Origin of the sequence: Glaciibacter kafniensis (genome assembly GCF_039538945.1) — a bacterium.
GTDB classification, from domain to species: domain Bacteria; phylum Actinomycetota; class Actinomycetes; order Actinomycetales; family Microbacteriaceae; genus Cryobacterium; species Cryobacterium kafniensis.
In genome coordinates this window covers 383-16,909 of sequence record NZ_BAABCN010000012.1, presented here as the reverse complement: position 1 = coordinate 16,909, position 16,527 = coordinate 383, and the positions used below count along the sequence as shown (strand labels likewise).

18 protein-coding genes are annotated in these 16,527 nt (G+C 63.1%); 10 read left to right on the top strand and 8 right to left on the bottom strand.

What is annotated here, in order from left to right; genetic code table 11:
* Positions 1 to 2 precede the first annotated feature (2 nt).
* A complete protein-coding gene (locus tag ABD791_RS16195) occupies positions 3 to 800 on the top strand; it encodes a nuclease-related domain-containing protein (RefSeq protein WP_345068595.1) in 798 nt (265 codons plus the stop codon).
* A 115-nt stretch (positions 801 to 915) separates the two neighbouring features.
* Positions 916 to 1,809 (top strand): TIGR03620 family F420-dependent LLM class oxidoreductase, encoded by an 894-nt coding sequence (locus ABD791_RS16190; RefSeq protein ID WP_345068593.1) that lies wholly within the window; start codon positions 916 to 918, stop codon positions 1,807 to 1,809.
* A 127-nt stretch (positions 1,810 to 1,936) separates the two neighbouring features.
* On the opposite strand, the gene ABD791_RS16185 is transcribed toward ABD791_RS16190, so the two are convergent.
* Entirely contained in the window at positions 1,937 to 2,692 is a 756-nt protein-coding gene (locus ABD791_RS16185; protein WP_345068591.1) for an SDR family NAD(P)-dependent oxidoreductase, read from the bottom strand.
* A 312-nt stretch (positions 2,693 to 3,004) separates the two neighbouring features.
* Here ABD791_RS16185 and ABD791_RS16180 point away from each other — a divergent pair, with 312 nt between their 5' ends.
* The gene (locus ABD791_RS16180) at positions 3,005 to 4,267 is read left to right on the top strand and encodes an NAD(P)/FAD-dependent oxidoreductase (protein ID WP_345068589.1); all 1,263 of its coding nucleotides are present in this window, start codon (positions 3,005 to 3,007) and stop codon (positions 4,265 to 4,267) included.
* 98 nt (positions 4,268 to 4,365) lie between these two features.
* On the opposite strand, the gene ABD791_RS16175 is transcribed toward ABD791_RS16180, so the two are convergent.
* On the bottom strand, positions 4,366 to 4,854 hold the full coding sequence (locus tag ABD791_RS16175; RefSeq protein ID WP_345068587.1) for a hypothetical protein: 489 nt from the start codon (positions 4,852 to 4,854) through the stop codon (positions 4,366 to 4,368).
* Between the two features lie 458 nt (positions 4,855 to 5,312).
* Here ABD791_RS16175 and ABD791_RS16170 point away from each other — a divergent pair, with 458 nt between their 5' ends.
* The 3 genes from ABD791_RS16170 to ABD791_RS16160 all read left to right on the top strand — a co-directional run bounded on the left by ABD791_RS16170 (position 5,313) and on the right by ABD791_RS16160 (position 9,188).
* Positions 5,313 to 5,711 carry a (deoxy)nucleoside triphosphate pyrophosphohydrolase gene (locus ABD791_RS16170; RefSeq protein WP_345068586.1) on the top strand — a complete coding sequence of 133 codons (399 nt, stop codon included), beginning with the start codon at positions 5,313 to 5,315 and terminating at the stop codon, positions 5,709 to 5,711.
* Positions 5,708 to 8,608, top strand: coding sequence for a DEAD/DEAH box helicase (locus tag ABD791_RS16165; RefSeq protein WP_345068585.1), 2,901 nt, complete (start codon positions 5,708 to 5,710; stop codon positions 8,606 to 8,608). Before ABD791_RS16170 ends, ABD791_RS16165 begins: the two co-directional genes overlap by 4 nt.
* Before the next feature lie 199 nt (positions 8,609 to 8,807).
* Positions 8,808 to 9,188: a hypothetical protein gene (locus ABD791_RS16160; protein WP_345068583.1), complete on the top strand. Its 381-nt coding sequence runs from the start codon at positions 8,808 to 8,810 to the stop codon at positions 9,186 to 9,188.
* 66 nt (positions 9,189 to 9,254) lie between these two features.
* Here the strand turns inward: ABD791_RS16160 and ABD791_RS16155 are convergent, their stop codons facing one another.
* The gene (locus tag ABD791_RS16155) at positions 9,255 to 9,683 is read right to left on the bottom strand and encodes a DUF1294 domain-containing protein (RefSeq protein WP_345068582.1); all 429 of its coding nucleotides are present in this window, start codon (positions 9,681 to 9,683) and stop codon (positions 9,255 to 9,257) included.
* 246 nt (positions 9,684 to 9,929) lie between these two features.
* On the opposite strand from ABD791_RS16155, the gene ABD791_RS16150 reads away from it, so the two are divergent.
* Positions 9,930 to 10,673, top strand: a complete 744-nt coding sequence (locus ABD791_RS16150) for a hemerythrin domain-containing protein (RefSeq protein WP_345068580.1) — start codon at positions 9,930 to 9,932, stop codon at positions 10,671 to 10,673.
* A 132-nt stretch (positions 10,674 to 10,805) separates the two neighbouring features.
* Here the strand turns inward: ABD791_RS16150 and ABD791_RS16145 are convergent, their stop codons facing one another.
* Positions 10,806 to 12,323 (bottom strand): DHA2 family efflux MFS transporter permease subunit, encoded by a 1,518-nt coding sequence (locus tag ABD791_RS16145; protein WP_345068578.1) that lies wholly within the window; start codon positions 12,321 to 12,323, stop codon positions 10,806 to 10,808.
* Between the two features lie 70 nt (positions 12,324 to 12,393).
* Between ABD791_RS16145 and ABD791_RS16140 the strand changes: the two genes are divergently transcribed.
* Positions 12,394 to 13,047, top strand: coding sequence for a TetR/AcrR family transcriptional regulator (locus tag ABD791_RS16140; protein ID WP_345068575.1), 654 nt, complete (start codon positions 12,394 to 12,396; stop codon positions 13,045 to 13,047).
* A 130-nt stretch (positions 13,048 to 13,177) separates the two neighbouring features.
* On the opposite strand, the gene ABD791_RS16135 is transcribed toward ABD791_RS16140, so the two are convergent.
* Positions 13,178 to 13,714, bottom strand: coding sequence for a hypothetical protein (locus ABD791_RS16135; protein ID WP_345068573.1), 537 nt, complete (start codon positions 13,712 to 13,714; stop codon positions 13,178 to 13,180).
* On the bottom strand, positions 13,711 to 13,842 hold the full coding sequence (locus tag ABD791_RS16130; protein WP_345068571.1) for a hypothetical protein: 132 nt from the start codon (positions 13,840 to 13,842) through the stop codon (positions 13,711 to 13,713). The genes ABD791_RS16135 and ABD791_RS16130 overlap by 4 nt, the downstream gene beginning before the upstream one ends.
* Positions 13,843 to 13,925: 83 nt before the next feature.
* On the opposite strand from ABD791_RS16130, the gene ABD791_RS16125 reads away from it, so the two are divergent.
* The gene (locus tag ABD791_RS16125) at positions 13,926 to 14,393 is read left to right on the top strand and encodes a hypothetical protein (RefSeq protein WP_345068570.1); all 468 of its coding nucleotides are present in this window, start codon (positions 13,926 to 13,928) and stop codon (positions 14,391 to 14,393) included.
* A gap of 113 nt (positions 14,394 to 14,506) precedes the next feature.
* Entirely contained in the window at positions 14,507 to 15,175 is a 669-nt protein-coding gene (locus ABD791_RS16120; protein ID WP_345068569.1) for a TMEM175 family protein, read from the top strand.
* Between the two features lie 39 nt (positions 15,176 to 15,214).
* On the opposite strand, the gene ABD791_RS16115 is transcribed toward ABD791_RS16120, so the two are convergent.
* Together ABD791_RS16115 and ABD791_RS16110 are read right to left on the bottom strand one after the other, a co-directional pair.
* Positions 15,215 to 15,451 carry a hypothetical protein gene (locus ABD791_RS16115; RefSeq protein ID WP_345068568.1) on the bottom strand — a complete coding sequence of 79 codons (237 nt, stop codon included), beginning with the start codon at positions 15,449 to 15,451 and terminating at the stop codon, positions 15,215 to 15,217.
* A gap of 79 nt (positions 15,452 to 15,530) precedes the next feature.
* On the bottom strand, positions 15,531 to 16,037 hold the full coding sequence (locus ABD791_RS16110; RefSeq protein ID WP_345068566.1) for a hypothetical protein: 507 nt from the start codon (positions 16,035 to 16,037) through the stop codon (positions 15,531 to 15,533).
* Positions 16,038 to 16,527 lie beyond the last annotated feature (490 nt).

Sequence of the window (16,527 nt, the reverse complement as noted above, 5' to 3'; positions counted from 1 at the left end):
GCATGCGACAACAATTCGCCGCACAAGCCGTGATCGAAGAGTTGCTGCGGCAACAGAGCCGCACGCCGCCGCGAACCGGCTTCGGGCGATTCTTTGGGTACTCACCGCTGGGCGCCGACAGCCTCAGTTGGTATCAGGGCGCACAGGGCGAGATCGTCGTCGGCGCGATCCTCGACGGGATGCCGCCGGAGTGGATGGTCTTCCACGCCGTCCCCATCGGCACAAAAGGCGCCGATATTGATCACTTGATCATCGGCCCGGGCGGCGTCTTCACCATCAACACGAAGCACCACAGAGACAAGGCCGTCTGGGTGGCCGGGCGCACGCTGATGGTGTCCGGGCAGAAGCAGCCGCACATCCGCAACTCTGAATTCGAGGCGAAGCGGGTCACAAAAATGCTCGCCGAGCGGATGCCACAGCTCGCGCCCGCGCAGCCAGTACTCGCGTTGGTCAGTCCCAAGTCGCTGTCGATCAAGAAACCATCGGAGACGGTGAAAGTGCTCACCGCCGGCAGCCTGCGGCGCTGGCTTCTGGCGCGCCCCGCCGTGATGAGTGCCGCAGAGGCGCTTGAGCTCGCCGCGATCTTCGACGACCCGGCAACCTGGCCGCCCGCTACTCTTCCTCCGACCGAGAATGCGCAGGAGCGCTTCGACGCGCTCACGCGCGAGGTTCGCTCAGCGCGAGTGCGGCGCACCCTGTGGAAGTTGCTCGGCGTCGTGGCGGTGGCTGCTCTGCTCGTGCTCGTCGGCCCGCAGCTGATCGCCGCGCTGATGACGTACTTGTCGTCGCCGAGAGGTTGAACTCTCAGACGGGCGTAGTCGTCCAGAGTCCGGCCGGCTACGACGGCGAGGTCGAGGTTGCGAAGGTGCGGGCAAGACACAATCAAGAGGTACAGAACGCGGGTAGGGTCGGCTCATGACCTCAGTGCGCAACCCTTTCGGACCGCTTGGCATCTGGTTGTCGAGGAGCCTGCCTCTCGACGAGAGAGACGCTGTGGCCCAGACAGCGGAAACGCTGGGCTACGACACCATCTGGCTCGCGGGCGGCGCCGCCTCAGGCGTGTTCGATGAGGTGCGTGAGGTGCTCGCTGCCACGACAACCGCGAAGGTCGGCACCTCGATCGCCAACATGTGGGCCGAGTCTCCGACGGATGCGACTGCCGCCTTCCACGCGTTGGAAGCGGACTACCCGGGGCGGTTCTACCTCGGCGTGGGGCCGAGTCATGCGCCGCTGGTGGCCAAGAACGAGCTGGGAACGTGGCAGAAGCCGCTGGCGAAATCGCGCGGTTATCTGCTCGAGATGGATGCGCAGCCGGTGCCCGTGCCGGTCGATCGGCGAGTGCTTTCCGCGCTGGGCCCCCTCGCGCTGCGATTGGCCGGAGAGCGAACCCTGGGCAGCATTCCGTACCTGGTCCCTGTCGCGCACACGGCATCCGCTCGCCAGACGCTGGGTGCGGCACCGATTCTCGCCCCGGAGCTTGCCGTCGTGCTCGAGCCGGACCTCGAGCTCGCCCGGGCCAGGGCGCGCGAGTTTCTGGCCGGCTATCTGGGTTTCCCCAACTACACGGGCACGTTCTTACGTTTCGGCTTTGATGAGAGCGACCTGGAGAGTGGCGGCAGCGATCGTTTGGTCGACGCCGTGTTCGGTCTCGGCTCCGTGGAAGCGATCGGTGCCCGCATCGATGAGCACTATGCGGCAGGCGCGGACCACGTTGCGATTCAGGTTCTGCCGCTGACCGGTCAGAGCCGGGTCGAAGTACTCACGGCGATCGCGGTCGAACGCGGGCTCACCGCGCTTGGTCAGCAATAGGACAGCGTCAGCAATAGGACAGCATCAGCAAAAGGGCAGCACGGTCGGCACGCCTGCTGACTGGCCGCATGAACATCCACAGCAAAGAGGCCACCCCGAAGGGCGGCCTCTTCACAAGAACTAGTGCTTAGACGGCGGTATAGCCACCGTCAACGAGCACGTACGACCCGGTCATGAAGCTGGCCTTGTCGGAGAGCAGGAACGTGGTGAGGTTTGCGATCTCGTCCGGCTGTCCGAGGCGGCCGAGCGGATGCTTCGCCGCAAGCCCGTCGAGGATCTCCTTCGGTGCAGAGACCAGCAGCGGCGTTTCGATGTAGCCGGGGCCGACCGCGTTGACGCGCAAGCCCTGGGCTCCGTATTCGGCCGCAGCGTTCTTAGTGAGGCCCACCACGCCGTGCTTGGCGGCGGTGTAGGCGGCATTTCCGGGAGCCGCAACGGTGCCGTGGATCGACGCCATGTTCACGATGGCGCCTTCTGATGCACCAGCCGCGAGGATGGCCGGGATCTGATAGCGCATCCCGTAGAGCACGCCGCTCAGGTTAATTGCAATGACGCGGTCCCAATCCTCCAGATCGACGTCACCGACGGGAGCGTTGGCGCCACCGATGCCGGCGTTGTTGACCGCGTAGTTCAGAGCGCCATAGGTCTCGAGTGCAAAGTCAACGGCCTTCTTGCTGTCTTCGGCGACCGCGGTATTGGCCTGGAACGCAACGGCTGTGCCGCCCGCAGCCGTGATCTCGTCCACGACGCGCTTCGCCCCGTCGAGATTGAGATCGACGACAACGACGTTGACGCCGTTCTTCGCGAGGTCCTTGCTAATCGCTTCTCCGAGTCCGGAGCCGCCGCCCGTGACGAGTGCTGTCTTGCCTTCGAAGTTACCCATAATTTTGTCCTCCTCCGCGGGATACCGACCCGCGACTCTTGGTGGTGACCGGCTGGCCGATCTCTTGTAACAACCGCGTCTCGCGGCGAATAATTCCATACATATGCATGAATCTTTCGGTGCGCGTGCAGTTCTTCATGCTGCTCCGGCGCTTCAGATACCGCAAGTGACAACGGATGCCGCACAAGCGGTGCGGTTTGCGCTGACCGTTCCGCAATCCAGGAGGTTTCTGCCGACACCCGAAGGTCGACAACCGGGCACCCGTCACCCCGGCCCTGCCGTCAAGCCTCACCCAGGCGTACGCTTCGGGGCATGACTGAGACATACCAGGTCGTCATTGTCGGTGGCGGGTTCGCCGGAGTCGCTGCAGCGCGCGACCTCGGCCGCAAGGGCATCGAAGTGCTGCTCATCGACAAGAACAACTATCACCAGTTCCAGCCGCTGCTCTATCAGGTCGCCACCTCGCAGATCGGGGTGTCCGAAGTCTCTAGGCCGTTGCGGGCGATCTTCCACCGTCGAAGGAGCGTGCGGGTGCTCACCGACGAGGTCACCGCGGTCGACGCCGCGGCTCATACGGTCACGACGGTCGACGGCACCACCTATCGGGGCGAGATCCTGGTGCTCGCCGCCGGCGCCGAGCCGAACTTTTTCAACACCCCGGGCGCCCAGGAACACGCCTATCCGCTCTACTCGCTCCTCGACGCGACTCGCCTCGGCGGAGCGATGGTGAACCTGCTCGACCGGTCCGACCGCGAGAGTGCCGGGGCCGGCAGCGTGAACATCGTGGTCGTCGGCGGCGGGCCGACCGGGGTGGAGACGGCGGGTGCGATCGCCGAGAACATCAAGTACGTCGTTCCCGGCTACTTCTCCACCGCGCTGGCCGCTCGCTGCCACGTGCACCTCGTCGACCTGGTGCCCTCCGTGCTCGGCGCGTTTTCGGTGAAGTCGCAGACCTACGCGCGCAAGCACCTCATCAAAGCCGGCGTCAGGCTGCACATGGGCACCGGCGTGACCGAGGTGCGTGACGACGGCGTGACTCTCGCCGACGGCACCACGATCCCCAGCAAGATCGTCGTGTGGGCGGGCGGACTGAAGGCGGGCGACATCCTGAGCGGCTCCGGCCTCCCGCAGGGCCGGGGCGGTCGCATCGACGTGCGGGCGGATCTGACCGCGCCGCATGTCGACGGCGTCTACGTGCTCGGCGATGCGGCGAACATCACGGATGCCCGTGGCGCGCACCTGCCGCAGCTCGGCTCGGTCGCCCAGCAGTCCGGGGCGTGGGCCGCGCGCAACATCCACGCCGACCTCACCGGTGGCACGCGCGAGCCGTTCCGCTACACGGATAAGGGCTACATGGCCATGGTGGGCCGGGGAGCCGCCGTCGCGGAGATCGGGCGCAAACGGGTGCAGATGCAGGGGCCGCTGGCGTTCATTGCCTGGTTGGGTGTGCACGTGGCGTTGCTCTCGGGAGCCAGGCAGAAGGCATCCGCCCTGCTGTCCTGGGCCGACGACTACCTCACCCACACGCGCTCTCATGTCGTGCTCGGCCACCCCGAGGTCGCACCGAAGGAGTGACGTCGGGGGTGCGCGCTGTCGCGTTGCCGAGCGACAACCGTGCCGTTGAGCGGCATCCCCATCTCATCAGATAGCGACGAAGGGGAGTCTGCACCTGATCATGGTCGTTGAGCGCGCTCCTTCCACAAGTCGCTCACGTCAGCTTCTGCGGCTTCCAGCAGTTCCGCGGCCTGCCTCACCACTTCGTCAAAGAAGACCGTCGTGGAGAACAACGCCGACTGGTAGCGCTTCCGCGCTTCTTCATCGGTCGCATCGTTGATTTCGGCGGTGTGTGTCATCGCCTTCTCGAGCGCGTCCTCTCGCGCGCGTTCAGCAGCTGCGACCAAGTCCGCCGCTTGGCGACCAGCCGCTGCAAACGCCCGTGAACGTGGGCCGGAGATCAGTTTGCTCACTTCAATCTTTGCGTTGATGAGATTGAGTTGCGTCCGGCGCACGTCCTGCTGCGAGGATGCTGCTTCTGCCATGAGCGCGGACCACTCCTCACTGACAATTCTGTATCCCTGCTTGCGGAGCAATGCGGCCTCCGTCTCGTTGGCCCTCGCCTCGGCCTCCGCTTCCGCCATGAGGCGCTGGAGCTTCTGTTGCATTCGTACTGATTCCTGGTTCACCGGATCCTCCGTCTTGAAATCTTGACGTGAAGCTGCATTGTGCGGCTTCCTCAGTTGCACGCGCGGCAATCTCGTTGAGTCGGTGCCTTCATCGTTGTGGGTGGCGGCACTGGGTGAGCATCACTCATGTTGTGCGCAACGCTAGCTGGGCCCACCGACACCCCGCGATCCAACGCTCGACCTGGTGGAGAAAGCACGGTAGCCGAATGCCCTGGCAATATCGGAATTTGATCGCACGACCCCTTGAATTAGCGATGAGTGTGAGGCGCCGTGATATGTACCTCGACCTCGCATCCGATGCAGGCTGGTATCGGTCCCTGGGCGGCACGCCGTGATGAGGTGTTGACAGCGCCGCGCTGCGTATGTCGCGAGGCCCGGACCTCCTGCGCTGGCTAGGCTGGCAATAGTCATCGGCGGCCAAGCATCGGAGTACAGACTTGAAGAAAAGAATCAACGTGGTCGGTGCTGTCCTCACTCGAGGAAAGACGATCCTTGCGGCTCAGCGCAGTTCGACCATGTCTCTGCCCGGCATGTGGGAATTCCCCGGAGGAAAGATTGAGCTAAACGAGACGCCAGAGCAGGCACTACTCCGCGAGCTCGAAGAGGAGTTGCTTTGCTCCGCTGAAATTGGTGAGTTCATCGAAACCACCGAGCACGAGTACGACTTCGGAATCGTCATCCTTACGACCTACTATTGCTCGCTCATCGGTGACGAGCCTCGCCTCACAGAGCATTCAGAAATCCGATGGGTAGATGCCGCCGAGCTGGATCAGCTTGAGTGGGCTCCCGCCGACATTCCTGCAGTTGAGCGGGTAATGAAAGACTTCCAGGGGTGAGCGAAACCCTTCGTCAGTTGACGCTCGACAACACGTTCGGGTTCCTAGACTCTCGGGTCGATGCTGGCCAGGTCTTCCACCCGACCCTTGTCTCGAATACAGGGCGCAACACGATGCTCAAAGCGATCCTCGATGAGCTCAAACGTTCGAACGGGTTCGTCTTCTCTGTCGCCTTCATCACGCCCAGCGCGATTGCCATGCTCAAACAGGCCCTCCTCGACTTTCGAGGCACCGGCACGATCATCACATCCACCTATCTTGGATTCAACTCGCCGGCAGCGTTCCGTGAACTCCTCAATCTCGTGGGTGTCGAGGTCTACGTGCACCCTGACTCCGGTGCCGGATTTCATGCGAAGGGCTACATATTCGAGCAAGACGCGAGTACAACTGCGATTATCGGCAGCTCAAACTTGACTGAGTCTGCGTTGTTGAGGAACCACGAATGGAACCTTCGCTTCTCAGCACTTCCTGATGGCGACATCGTGCAACAGCTGGGTCGCGCCGTTCAGACACACGTCGATGCCTCTGTTGCTCTCACACCAGCCTGGATCGACGAATATGCATCGACGTGGGTTCCGCAGCCTCGCGAGTCGAAGCGGGGGTCCGGCGTGGCTGAATCGTCCTCAGACGACTTCCTGCCTACCGGGGTCGTTGTCCCGAACACAATGCAGGTGGAAGCACTCTCTGAGATACAGAAGTTGCGCGATGCGGGGGAGAACCGCGCCGTGGTCATCTCCGCGACCGGCACCGGAAAGACAATCCTCTCGGCACTCGATGTACGTGCCTACGTGCCCAAACACATGTTGTTCGTCGTGCATCGGGAGCAGATCCTCGATCGCGCGATCGAGGAGTTCAAACGCGTGCTTCGTGCGCCTGACGAAGACTTCGGCAAGTTTGTGGGCACGAGAAAGGAGCTTGATCGCCGTTTCGTTTTCGCATCGATTCAGTCCCTATCTCGGCTGGAAAATCTTCATGCGATTGAGCCCGGGGCATTTGACTACGTGCTCATTGATGAGGTCCACCGGGCTGGGGCGGCAAGCTATCGACGGCTCATTGATTATCTAGAGCCCGACTTCTTGCTCGGGATGACTGCGACCCCGGAGCGCACTGACGACTTCAACGTGTTTGAGTTGTTTGGTTTCAACGTGCCATACGAGATCCGCTTGCAGAAGGCGCTCGAAGCAGACATGTTGGCGCCGTTTCACTACTATGGCGTCACTGACTTCGTACGAGACGGCGAAGTCATAGATCAGTTTTCAGATCTCGGTCGGCTGATAGCTGATGAAAGAGTAGACCACCTCGTCTCGGCAATTGAGACGTATGGGCACGCGGGAGTGCCTGTACGAGGGCTGATCTTCTGCAGCAGGAACGATGAGGCGGCGGAACTATCGACGCTTTTGAACCAACGCAGCGTTCATGGGGGACGGCTCCGAACACTCGCCCTGAGCGGGAAGAACTCTGTCGAAGAGCGCGAAGCTGCAGTGCAGATGCTGGAAGGTGGCGACCTCGACTACATCGCGACCGTCGACATCTTCAATGAGGGCATCGATATCCCGTCGGTAAATCAGGTAGTCATGCTCCGCCAGACGCTGTCGAGCATCGTGTTCACCCAGCAGCTAGGTCGAGGGCTGCGTAAGGCCGCGGGGAAGGATCACCTTGTGGTGATCGACTTCATCGGCAACTACGACAACAACTACTTGATTCCGATTGCCTTGTTCGGCGACAGCTCGCTGAGCAAAGATTCGATCCGCAAGAAGATCATCGATGCGCAGGAGGCCGGCGCAATTGCTGGTCTTTCAAGTGTGAACTTTGACGCAATCTCTCGAGAGCGAATATTTGCTTCTCTCGCGGCCACAAAGCTCGACAGTATGACGAACCTCAAAAAGTCATTCGTCGAGCTCAAGAACCGTTTGGGCCGACCGCCCCGACTCATTGACTTCGCTCGGTTCGATTTGGTCGATCCAAACGTGATCGCGACCAAGCAAAAGAATTACTGGCGGTTCTTGAACAAGGTAGGAGCGACCGACGCCCAACCAACTGAGTATGAAGGCCGGGTACTTACGTTCCTGTCCGGGGAACTGCTCAATGGCAAGCGACCCCATGAGTTGCTGCTTCTCAATCAACTCCTGTCGGATGGAGAAGTCACGACAGGCTTTTTCAAGAGTCTGCTCGAGTCGCACGGCCTTGCACACGATTCGGCAACTATTGAATCTGTGATGCGCGTATTGAGCTTGTCCTTCTACACGGTTCCGGAGATCGCCAAGTACGGGTCGGAGCCGATCGTTGCCCTCCACGACAGTACATACTCGCTCGGTGAGAAGCTTTCGACTGCGTGGAGAGCAAATTTTCTCCTTCAATCTCACGTGCGCGATGTGATTGAGACAGGCCTCTATCTTTCGCGTCATCGCTACAAATGGAGCGGCCAGCTTGAAGTGGGCCAACGATATTCTCGGAAGGATGTCTGTCGCCTGCTCAATTGGGAATCCAATCAGCAAGGCAATATTTTCGGGTACAAAGTCGACTTCTATTCGAACAGCTGCCCCATCTTCGTCACCTATCACAAGGGCGACGAGGTTTCCGAGAGCACAAAGTATGAAGACGCGTTTCTCGACCAGTCCTCCTTGACTTGGTTTACGCGAAGCAAACGCACCCTTGCAAGTGGTGAGGTGAAGGCGATCGTAGAGAATCGCATTCCGCTTCACCTGTTCGCGAAGAAGGACGACGCTGAAGGAACTGACTTCTACTATTTGGGCAAGGCCATCTCGCGAGATGCTCGCCAGACAAAAATGTCCGGGGACGGCGAAAAGGGGCTTGACGTTGTCACAATGCAACTCGGGCTGGAAAGTCCCATCGAACAAAGTCTTTACGAGTATTTCGCGACCCGAGCGCCTGTGTAGTGTGCCCGGGACCAGATCTGTGGGGCGCATACCGCCTCGACCAACGGCCGGGGTAACTTTCGGTACGGCCTACGCACTCTCCGGCTGATGGACAATCGCAATCGGTATGCGCTGACGCCCCTCTTCGTTCGTGGCAGAGATTGGGCGCGACCCCATTTGGCACCGTGCCTCTCAACAGGCAGCTCCCTAAGCTGACCCTATGACAACAACCGCTGCCATCCTCATCTGTATCATCCTGGGACTCCTCGCCATCTTCCAGCTGCTGCTGATCGCCGGACTGCCGCTCGGCCGGTTCGCCTGGGGCGGCCAGCACGAGGTGCTGCCGTCTCGCCTGCGCATCGGCAGCGCCGTGTCGATCGTGCTCTACGCGATGTTTGCATTCATCGTGCTCGAGGCGGCGCAGCTGACATCGGTCATCACGAGCGCCACCTTCGTCACCGTGGCGATGTGGGTGCTCACTGGCTACTTCGCGCTCGGCGTGCTCATGAACGGGATCTCCCGCAGCAAACCCGAGCGCAACCTGATGACGCCGGTGAGTCTGGTTCTGGCCGGGCTGTGTCTGATCGTGGCGATCGGGTAGGTACCGACGGGACGCTGCTGTCTCACGCGTCGACTGACGGATGTCTCGGGCCGCGTGATCGCACGGTCAGCGCGGCTGGTTCGCCGCCCATTCGACGAGCATTGAAACCAGCGGTGTGGCCAGCACGACGAAGACGACAACGTTGGCAACGACGCTCACCCAAAAGGCCCGGCGAAAGCTGACCTTCTGCGTCTTGTGTCGCAGCGTCTGCTGGGCGACGACGGCACCCGGCCAGCCACCGATCAGGCCGAGGAGCAGCAGGGTGCGTTCCGACACTCGCCGGCGCCCCGCACGCGCCGCGGACTTATCGACCGCGTAGACGATGAAGCACAGGATGCTGGCACCCAGGTAGAGTCCGGCGACCCAGAGGGGGAGGGGCCAGAGGCTGTTGATGATGAGGGCGGCGAGGAGGAAGGTGATGGGGGCGAGGTAGCTGGCGGGGCCGGAGCGGGTGCGAGTGCGAGTGCGGGGCGAGCGACTCTTAGTGGAAGGCATTGTTTCGAGCGTAGTGGGGGAGATCTCTGAACTGGGTTGCGTTTGGAGGTCGGCTCGCCGGGTCTCGAGACGCGCGCTCCTTCGTCGCGTGCTCCTCGACCAACGAAATGGCCCTCATACCTTCGAGACACGGCCGACTTCGTCGGGCGCTCCTCAACCAACGAAGTGGTAGTAAGAAACCCCTTGCCGCCCGGCCGCCACTCGGAATAGGGTTCCAGCGGCTACTTCCCGACGATTGGAGCCCCCATGCCCGCACACGCACTTCCCTCCAGCGGCGCCAACCCCGGCGACGACGCGAGCGACCCCAACCGGCACAGCGAGCCCGGCCGGCACAGCGCCCCCGGCGGCGTCAAGACCTGCGACGCGAGCGGCATGGCCGAGATCCACCGGATGTTTCGGGCCGGATTCGGCGAAGGTCCAACACTCGTGCGCGGGGTCGTCGCGGGCGATGCGGAGCACGCCGAGCACGTCGGCGACTACCTGGCGATGCTGTCGGTCGGCCTGCACGGGCATCACGAAGGCGAAGACACCATGCTCTGGGACCGACTTGAGAGCCAGGCTCCCTCGTGCGCCGCGCATGTCGGGCGCATGAAAGAGCAGCACGCCGAGATGCTCGTGCACCTGCGGGAGCTCGACGCGAGCCTGCCGGCCTGGCGCGCCAGCGGACGCGCCGAGGACGCCGCATCCGTCACCGCCGCGCTCACCGGCATCAACGCGGCGCTCGCCGTGCACCTGCCCGACGAAGAGACGAACATCGTGCCCGTGATGGAGACCGTGCTGACCCCGGCGGATGTCGACGCGCTCGCCGAGCATGGCCGCAAGTCCACTCCGAAGGGCAAGACGTTCATTCAGCTCGGGGCGATCCTGGCCGCGCAACCGGATGGTGGCGTCGAGTGGCAGCACAAGAACCTGCCGGCGCCGGTGCGGATGATCTGGCGGCTCGTCGGCAAGTCGAAGTATGAGCGGTATCGGGCGGCGCTGGTGAAGTAGGCGGATGTCGGCGGGAGAGGAACGTCACACTCACCCGTTTCTCTCCCGCCGGCCGTCGAATCGTGACCGCTTAGCCGTGACCGCTTAGCCGTGACCGTCAAGCCGTGACTGTCGAGCCGTGACCGCCATCATTCACTGAGCCACGGGGGCGGGGGATCGTGCCTCGGCCGGAGCGATCTGCGCGCCCGGAGTGATCGGCTCGGCAGGCGCGGCCGACGCTGTCACCGGAGTGGTCGCTTTCGACGCGGCGGGGAGCAGCAGCGCGAGAAGAAGCGGAATCGGGCTGAGCGCGAAGACCCACCAGAAGGTCGCAGTGAATGCGCCCAAGGCCTCCGGCGCGGTGGTCGCACCGGTGAGGTAGCTCTGGAGAATGACCGCGATCACGGTGACGCCGAACGGGGCGCCGACGCGTTGCACGACACTGAACGCCGCACTGCCTCGCGGCGTTTCGGCATGGCTGAGGCCGGCGAAGGCGAGCGTCATCACGGGCAGCGATACGGCGCCCATGCCAAAGCCTTGCAAGAACTGGCCGGCCAGAAGCAGCACATCTCCGCCGGTGGATGCGGCGAGTGCGAAGGGCAGGATGCCGATCATGGTCACGATGACGCCGCCGGCGATGACGAAGCGGGTGTCAATGCGGCCGGCAAGGCGACGGTTGAGCAGGATGAAGCACATCGTCCCGAGGCCTTGCGGAATGAGCAGAAGGCCGGTGGTGAACACCGATTCTCCGCGGATCTGCTGGTAGAACATCGGCAGCAGAAACATCAAGGCGTAGAGCGAGAATCCGCCGGCGAAAGTGATCACGCTGCTCAGGCCGAAGCTGCGGCGAGCGAAGAGTCGCACATCCAGCAGCGCGGGGCGTTTGGCGCGCAGGGAATGGAGGGCGAACGCGGCGATGAAAGCGGCGCCGATGATCAGGGGGAGCCAGGCTCCGACCGCAGCGAATCCGCCGACCCCGACCGCCTGGCTGATCCCGTACGCGACGGCAACGATCCCCGGAGTCAAGAGCACGACGCCGAGTGCATCGAGCGAGCGAGTGCGATCCGTCTCGCCCGTCGGCAGGAAGAAGGGTGCCAGCACGAGAGCGGCCAGACAGACCGGGAGGTTGACGTAGAACAGCCAGTGCCATCCGATCGAGTCGATGATCGAGCCACCGATGATCGGGCCGAGGATCGGACCGAGCTGGCCGATCAGGCCGATCGTCGCGATGGCGCGACCGATCCGCGCCTTGCCGGCGGCACGGGTGAGAATCGTGATCGTGACGGGCAGCACCATGCCGCCACCGATGCCCTGCAGCACCCGGAAGCCGATCAGCGCCGGCAGGTTCCACGCGAGGCCGCAGAGCAGCGACCCGACCAGGAAGGCGGTGACCGCAAACATCCACACTCGGCGTGCGCCGAACCGTTCGGATGCCCAGCCCGAGATGGGGATGACGGCGACGTAGGCGAGCAGGTAGGCGGTGACAACCCACTGGGTGTCGGCGACGGATGCGTTGAATGCGGTGTGCAGATGATCCAGCGCGATATTCACGATGGTGGTGTCAAGGATCGTGGTGATCAATCCGAGCACCAGCACCAGGCTGATCAGGTTCAGCCGGCGCTGCGAGACCGGCGGTGGGACAGGGGACGTGAGTGGGGGAGAAAGAGTCATGACTGTGACACTACACCGTGCAGTGTAGTTAGTACACCGGTCAGTGTAGAATCGTCGTCGGAGGTAACCGATGACCGCACCGAGCACGAAGAAGAGCTTGCGCGAAGGCTCCGCGACGAAGCGTGCCGCAATCCTCGCCGCGGCCCGCGAGCTGTTTCTACGCGACGGCTTCGAGCGCACCAGCATGGATGCCGTCGCCGCGCAGGCCACCGTCTCGAAGCGCACGGTGTATGACTATTACGGCGACAAGGTGCGCCTGCTGGCCGAGGTCGTCGAAGACGCGGGTGAGTCACTGTTGCGCGCGCTGTACACAGCCCTCGACGAGCACCTCGCTGACGATGTCGCCATCCGCACCATGCAGGATCTTGAGCAGGCGCTGGCCGCCTTCGTCATCGAGATCGGCACGACAGTCGTCGGTTCCGCCGACTACGCCGCGGCGCTCACCCTCACCAAGGAGCACCGTGCTTTACTGCCGGTAGCCCCAACGCTTTTGGACTCCGCGGCGCCCGAGGAAGCCATCGCGGAACGCCTGGCGCACTTCGCTGAGCGTGGCCTTCTGGACATCTCGGATCCGCGCCAAGCCGCCGATCATTTCACCGCTCTGACCGTGCTTCTCGCTTACAACAACCAGCCCGACCCCGCTCGCGCCGACCCCGATGAGGTCAGACGGAGCATGACCGCCGGTGTTGGCGTCTTCATGCGGGCGTATGCAGCCCGGCCGTAATCGGGATCGTTGATCCGGTTATTCGGATTATTGGGCCGACGGGACTACGGGCGGCGTCGCTCTGCCGCGTCTCTCGGCAGCGTCGCTCTGCCGCTCGAGAACGGCTGGTGGGATCGCCCGCGCGAATCCCTTACGTCGCCTGAGTCAACACCGTCTTGCCAAGTCCACGCACGCTCTGATTCGTGGATTCCGCCCAGATCTGGAGGGTTCCGGTGACCGCGAGAATGCTGCCGTTGAGGATTTCACCTGCGTTGTACCGACGATGCAGCGACCCGATGGAGTCAAACGCGCGGCCCTTGCTCGCCAGGGAGATGATGTCCGTTCCCGCAGCACGGGAACGGCTGGCCCAGCGCGGTGCACGAGCGCGCGCAAGCGTCTGAGTGAGATCCGGATCGTCGTGCCATAGGTCGAGAAGGCCCAAGCTGACCCCGATCATATGAGCGACAGACGGTTCGCCTGTCGTTGGTTCAGGGTTGATTTTGCGGATGATGGTCTCGGCAACCTGCGGGCTGCCCTCGTTGATCGCGTTCGACGTCGCTCGAAGCAGGGTCAAGGTGCGCGTGCGGGTGGCACCGACCGGTGCAAAACCTTCCAGATCTGTGTTCTCGACCGCGCGTCCGAGTGCAGCGTTCAGGGACTCCGTGTCGAACGTCGACGGGGCGTTCACATCGATGCCCTCTCCGGCGAGAAGCGGGCCATCTGCTGCAGGAGATCGTTGACCAGGCCGGGCTCGTGGGTCACTCCGGCTGCGCGAAAGGCGCCCCGGAGAGCGGGGTCATCGACGGGATCGGCCATCCGTCCAGCCTAGTTGGGGCAGCTGCGAAGCCGAGCGGGTGACGGAGATCGAGCGTGTCGGTGGTGCGCGCGAGCATGGGCGCATGAAAACTCTACGACCCACCATTGACCCCATCCTGCGGCAGTTCTTCGACAGGTCGATTGCCAACAAGACCGGCTTGGCTCGCTCGCGCATCGAGTTAGCCGAGCAACGGCTGCGGGAATGCCTGGAGACCGAGGGCGAGCGGATTCTCGTCAGCGCAGACCGAGAGATTCTGGCCGCGGAACGGCAATTTACCCGGGAGGGCGCCGTCGCCCGCACGATGCACGCCGACGACCTGATCTTCGTCTTGCTGCAGTTCGTGCGCGCTCCCTGGATACCCGACGATCTGGAGCAACGAACCACCCAGCTGCGCATGACGGAATACCTCGCTGGGTATCTGCTGGAGGAACGCCTCGTCGACGCGGAGCAGCTGAGGTGCCAGCTCATGGACCTCCGAGCATGGATCAACGACGAGAAGGCGGTGCTGCGGCGCATCCGTCGGGAGATGCGTCAAATGAACTCGACCTGAAGCGCCTGGTGGGCTGAGCGGCCGCCGGGGCAGCCCTGGGCGCCCCTGGACCAATTCCGTGCCGCGCCCGGTAATGCCGGGCCGCAGCGCATGGCGCACGCAATACTGAGCGCATGCCAACGACGCGGGGCCTTGACAGGGTCGTTTTCTTCACGGATGCCGTGACAGCCATCGCCATCACCTTGCTCATTCTGCCGCTGGTTGACTCTGTGGCGCAGTCCGCACAGCAGGGGCTCTCAATCGATCAGTTTCTGCGCGACAACGGTGACGGGCTCGCGGCATTCGCCTTGAGTTTTGCCGTGATCGCCCGCCTGTGGATGACCCACCACGCGATGTTCGAGCACGTCACGTCCTACACCCGTAGGCTCCTCGTGCTCAATCTGTTGTGGGCGTTCACCGTGGTGCTTCTGCCGTTGCCGACCGAGATCATCTCCCAATTTCCCACGACCGCCACCAGCATCGCCTTCTACATCGGCACGATGGCCGTCAGTAGCCTGCTGTTGACGTCGATGACTCTCCTGGTGCGCGGCCATCCGCAGCTGGAGCTCGACACGAATCCGATTGACGACCGCAAAGTCTTCGCCAGCATCGTCGCGACGACACTGTTTTTCGTGGCGTTGCTGATCGGTGTGCTGGTGCCGGCGATCAACTTCTTTGCGCTGCTCATCCTGCTGCTCGGCTGGCCGCTGCAGGCGCTCTACGATCGCAGAGCGGATGCCCGGGGCGCGCGCCGGGAGGGGCCTCCGTCGAACACCGGGTCGCGGTCCGATCCGAAGCCATAGCCGAAGCCCTAGCCGAAGCCATGGCCGGACGCGGATCGATCAGTGCCGACCGCTCCGCCGATCTCGAGGTCCGAAGATCACGAGGAGTGCGAGCGGGATGACGAGAAAGAAAACCCAACTCCAGACCCACCCGCCCAGAAACCCGAAAATCAGAAACAAGGCGAGGCAGGTGAGCGGCACGAGCGAGGCGACGGCGACTCCCGTGCGCCCTCCGAGCGGTCGGCCTCGTGTGAGCGGGTTGGATTCGTCATCGCTTCCTGGATCGGTTGAGGTCATGTCGATTCTCCCTTCGGCTCTGCATCGGTCGTTGCTGAACTGGACATAGCGGCACTGGTCATTGCGGCACTGGTCACGTTCACCGTGCCCCGATTCCGGCAGCAGCGGCGGAACGCCCTTGCTCACGCCGAGCGACGCGCCGGATGACGACCACTCCGGCAACGACGCCGAGCACGGCGACGAGGGCGATCACGAGCGGTGGAAGGTGCAGATCGATGGCTGTGACGATGCAGAAACCGTCGAACAGGCTAATCAGCACGAACCCGATGTGCCCCACGAAAGCGGTGCTCCATCCCGCCCGACGCTGCAGCAGCGATGCGCGCGCGCGATCTGTTCGCCACAGTAGATACAGCCCGAGTAGGGACAAGCCACCGAACGCGACACGTTTCACGAGTGGCAGCTGTGGCCAGTCGACCAAGACGGCTGCGACGAGAAAAGCTACGGCGGCCCAGACACAGCAGTAGTAGACGATAAACCGTCGCGAACGCGCCGACTCGGGGAGCACGGCCATCAAGGCGCAGCCGAGTCCGAACGCGACCGTCGCGAAGGCCGCGTGCAGAACAATCAGATCGATGTGCAGCACCATGTGGCTCTGGGCTTCTCAGGCATCCGTCTCGCGCCGTCGAGTGGCAACGCCACATTGTCGCTCCGGTGCGGCTTCACGAATGACGATTTCAGGCTACTCGTCTGCCTGGTGAGCAGCAACGGCAAGCGCACGTCCGAGCGTCGATGCCGAGCGTCGATGCCGAGCGTCGATGCCGAGCGCCGATGCCGAGCGTCGATGCCGCGCTCCGACACCGCGCTCCGACACCAAGCGCGGACGCCGAACGCCCCGGCGATCTCACGATCAACCGGGGCGTTCGGGGTGTGTCGATAAGTGCCTGCCCCGTTGCACACGTGTGCCATTACGTAAAGGAGGAGATTCTGCAAAACGCCGAGCAAACCTGGCTGGGCCGACCCAGGGATTCCGGTCAGTGTCCTGTGGATAGATTTTCTATGCTGCCATAGGTCGAAGCTCGGCGAGTTTCTCGGCCGGTGTCAGGTAGCCCAATGCTTGGTGCAGTCGGTTGTTGTTG

Coding starts and splice junctions, on each gene's coding strand:
- ABD791_RS16195 (WP_345068595.1), top strand. CDS start 3: ATGCGACAACAATTCGCCGCACAAGCCGTGATCGAAGAGTTGCTGCGG.
- ABD791_RS16190 (WP_345068593.1), top strand. CDS start 916: ATGACCTCAGTGCGCAACCCTTTCGGACCGCTTGGCATCTGGTTGTCG.
- ABD791_RS16185 (WP_345068591.1), bottom strand. CDS start 2,692: ATGGGTAACTTCGAAGGCAAGACAGCACTCGTCACGGGCGGCGGCTCC.
- ABD791_RS16180 (WP_345068589.1), top strand. CDS start 3,005: ATGACTGAGACATACCAGGTCGTCATTGTCGGTGGCGGGTTCGCCGGA.
- ABD791_RS16175 (WP_345068587.1), bottom strand. CDS start 4,854: ATGCAACAGAAGCTCCAGCGCCTCATGGCGGAAGCGGAGGCCGAGGCG.
- ABD791_RS16160 (WP_345068583.1), top strand. CDS start 8,808: ATGACAACAACCGCTGCCATCCTCATCTGTATCATCCTGGGACTCCTC.
- ABD791_RS16155 (WP_345068582.1), bottom strand. CDS start 9,683: ATGCCTTCCACTAAGAGTCGCTCGCCCCGCACTCGCACTCGCACCCGC.
- ABD791_RS16150 (WP_345068580.1), top strand. CDS start 9,930: ATGCCCGCACACGCACTTCCCTCCAGCGGCGCCAACCCCGGCGACGAC.
- ABD791_RS16145 (WP_345068578.1), bottom strand. CDS start 12,323: ATGACTCTTTCTCCCCCACTCACGTCCCCTGTCCCACCGCCGGTCTCG.
- ABD791_RS16140 (WP_345068575.1), top strand. CDS start 12,394: ATGACCGCACCGAGCACGAAGAAGAGCTTGCGCGAAGGCTCCGCGACG.
- ABD791_RS16130 (WP_345068571.1), bottom strand. CDS start 13,842: ATGGCCGATCCCGTCGATGACCCCGCTCTCCGGGGCGCCTTTCGCGCA.
- ABD791_RS16125 (WP_345068570.1), top strand. CDS start 13,926: ATGAAAACTCTACGACCCACCATTGACCCCATCCTGCGGCAGTTCTTC.
- ABD791_RS16120 (WP_345068569.1), top strand. CDS start 14,507: ATGCCAACGACGCGGGGCCTTGACAGGGTCGTTTTCTTCACGGATGCC.
- ABD791_RS16115 (WP_345068568.1), bottom strand. CDS start 15,451: ATGACCTCAACCGATCCAGGAAGCGATGACGAATCCAACCCGCTCACA.
- ABD791_RS16110 (WP_345068566.1), bottom strand. CDS start 16,037: ATGGTGCTGCACATCGATCTGATTGTTCTGCACGCGGCCTTCGCGACG.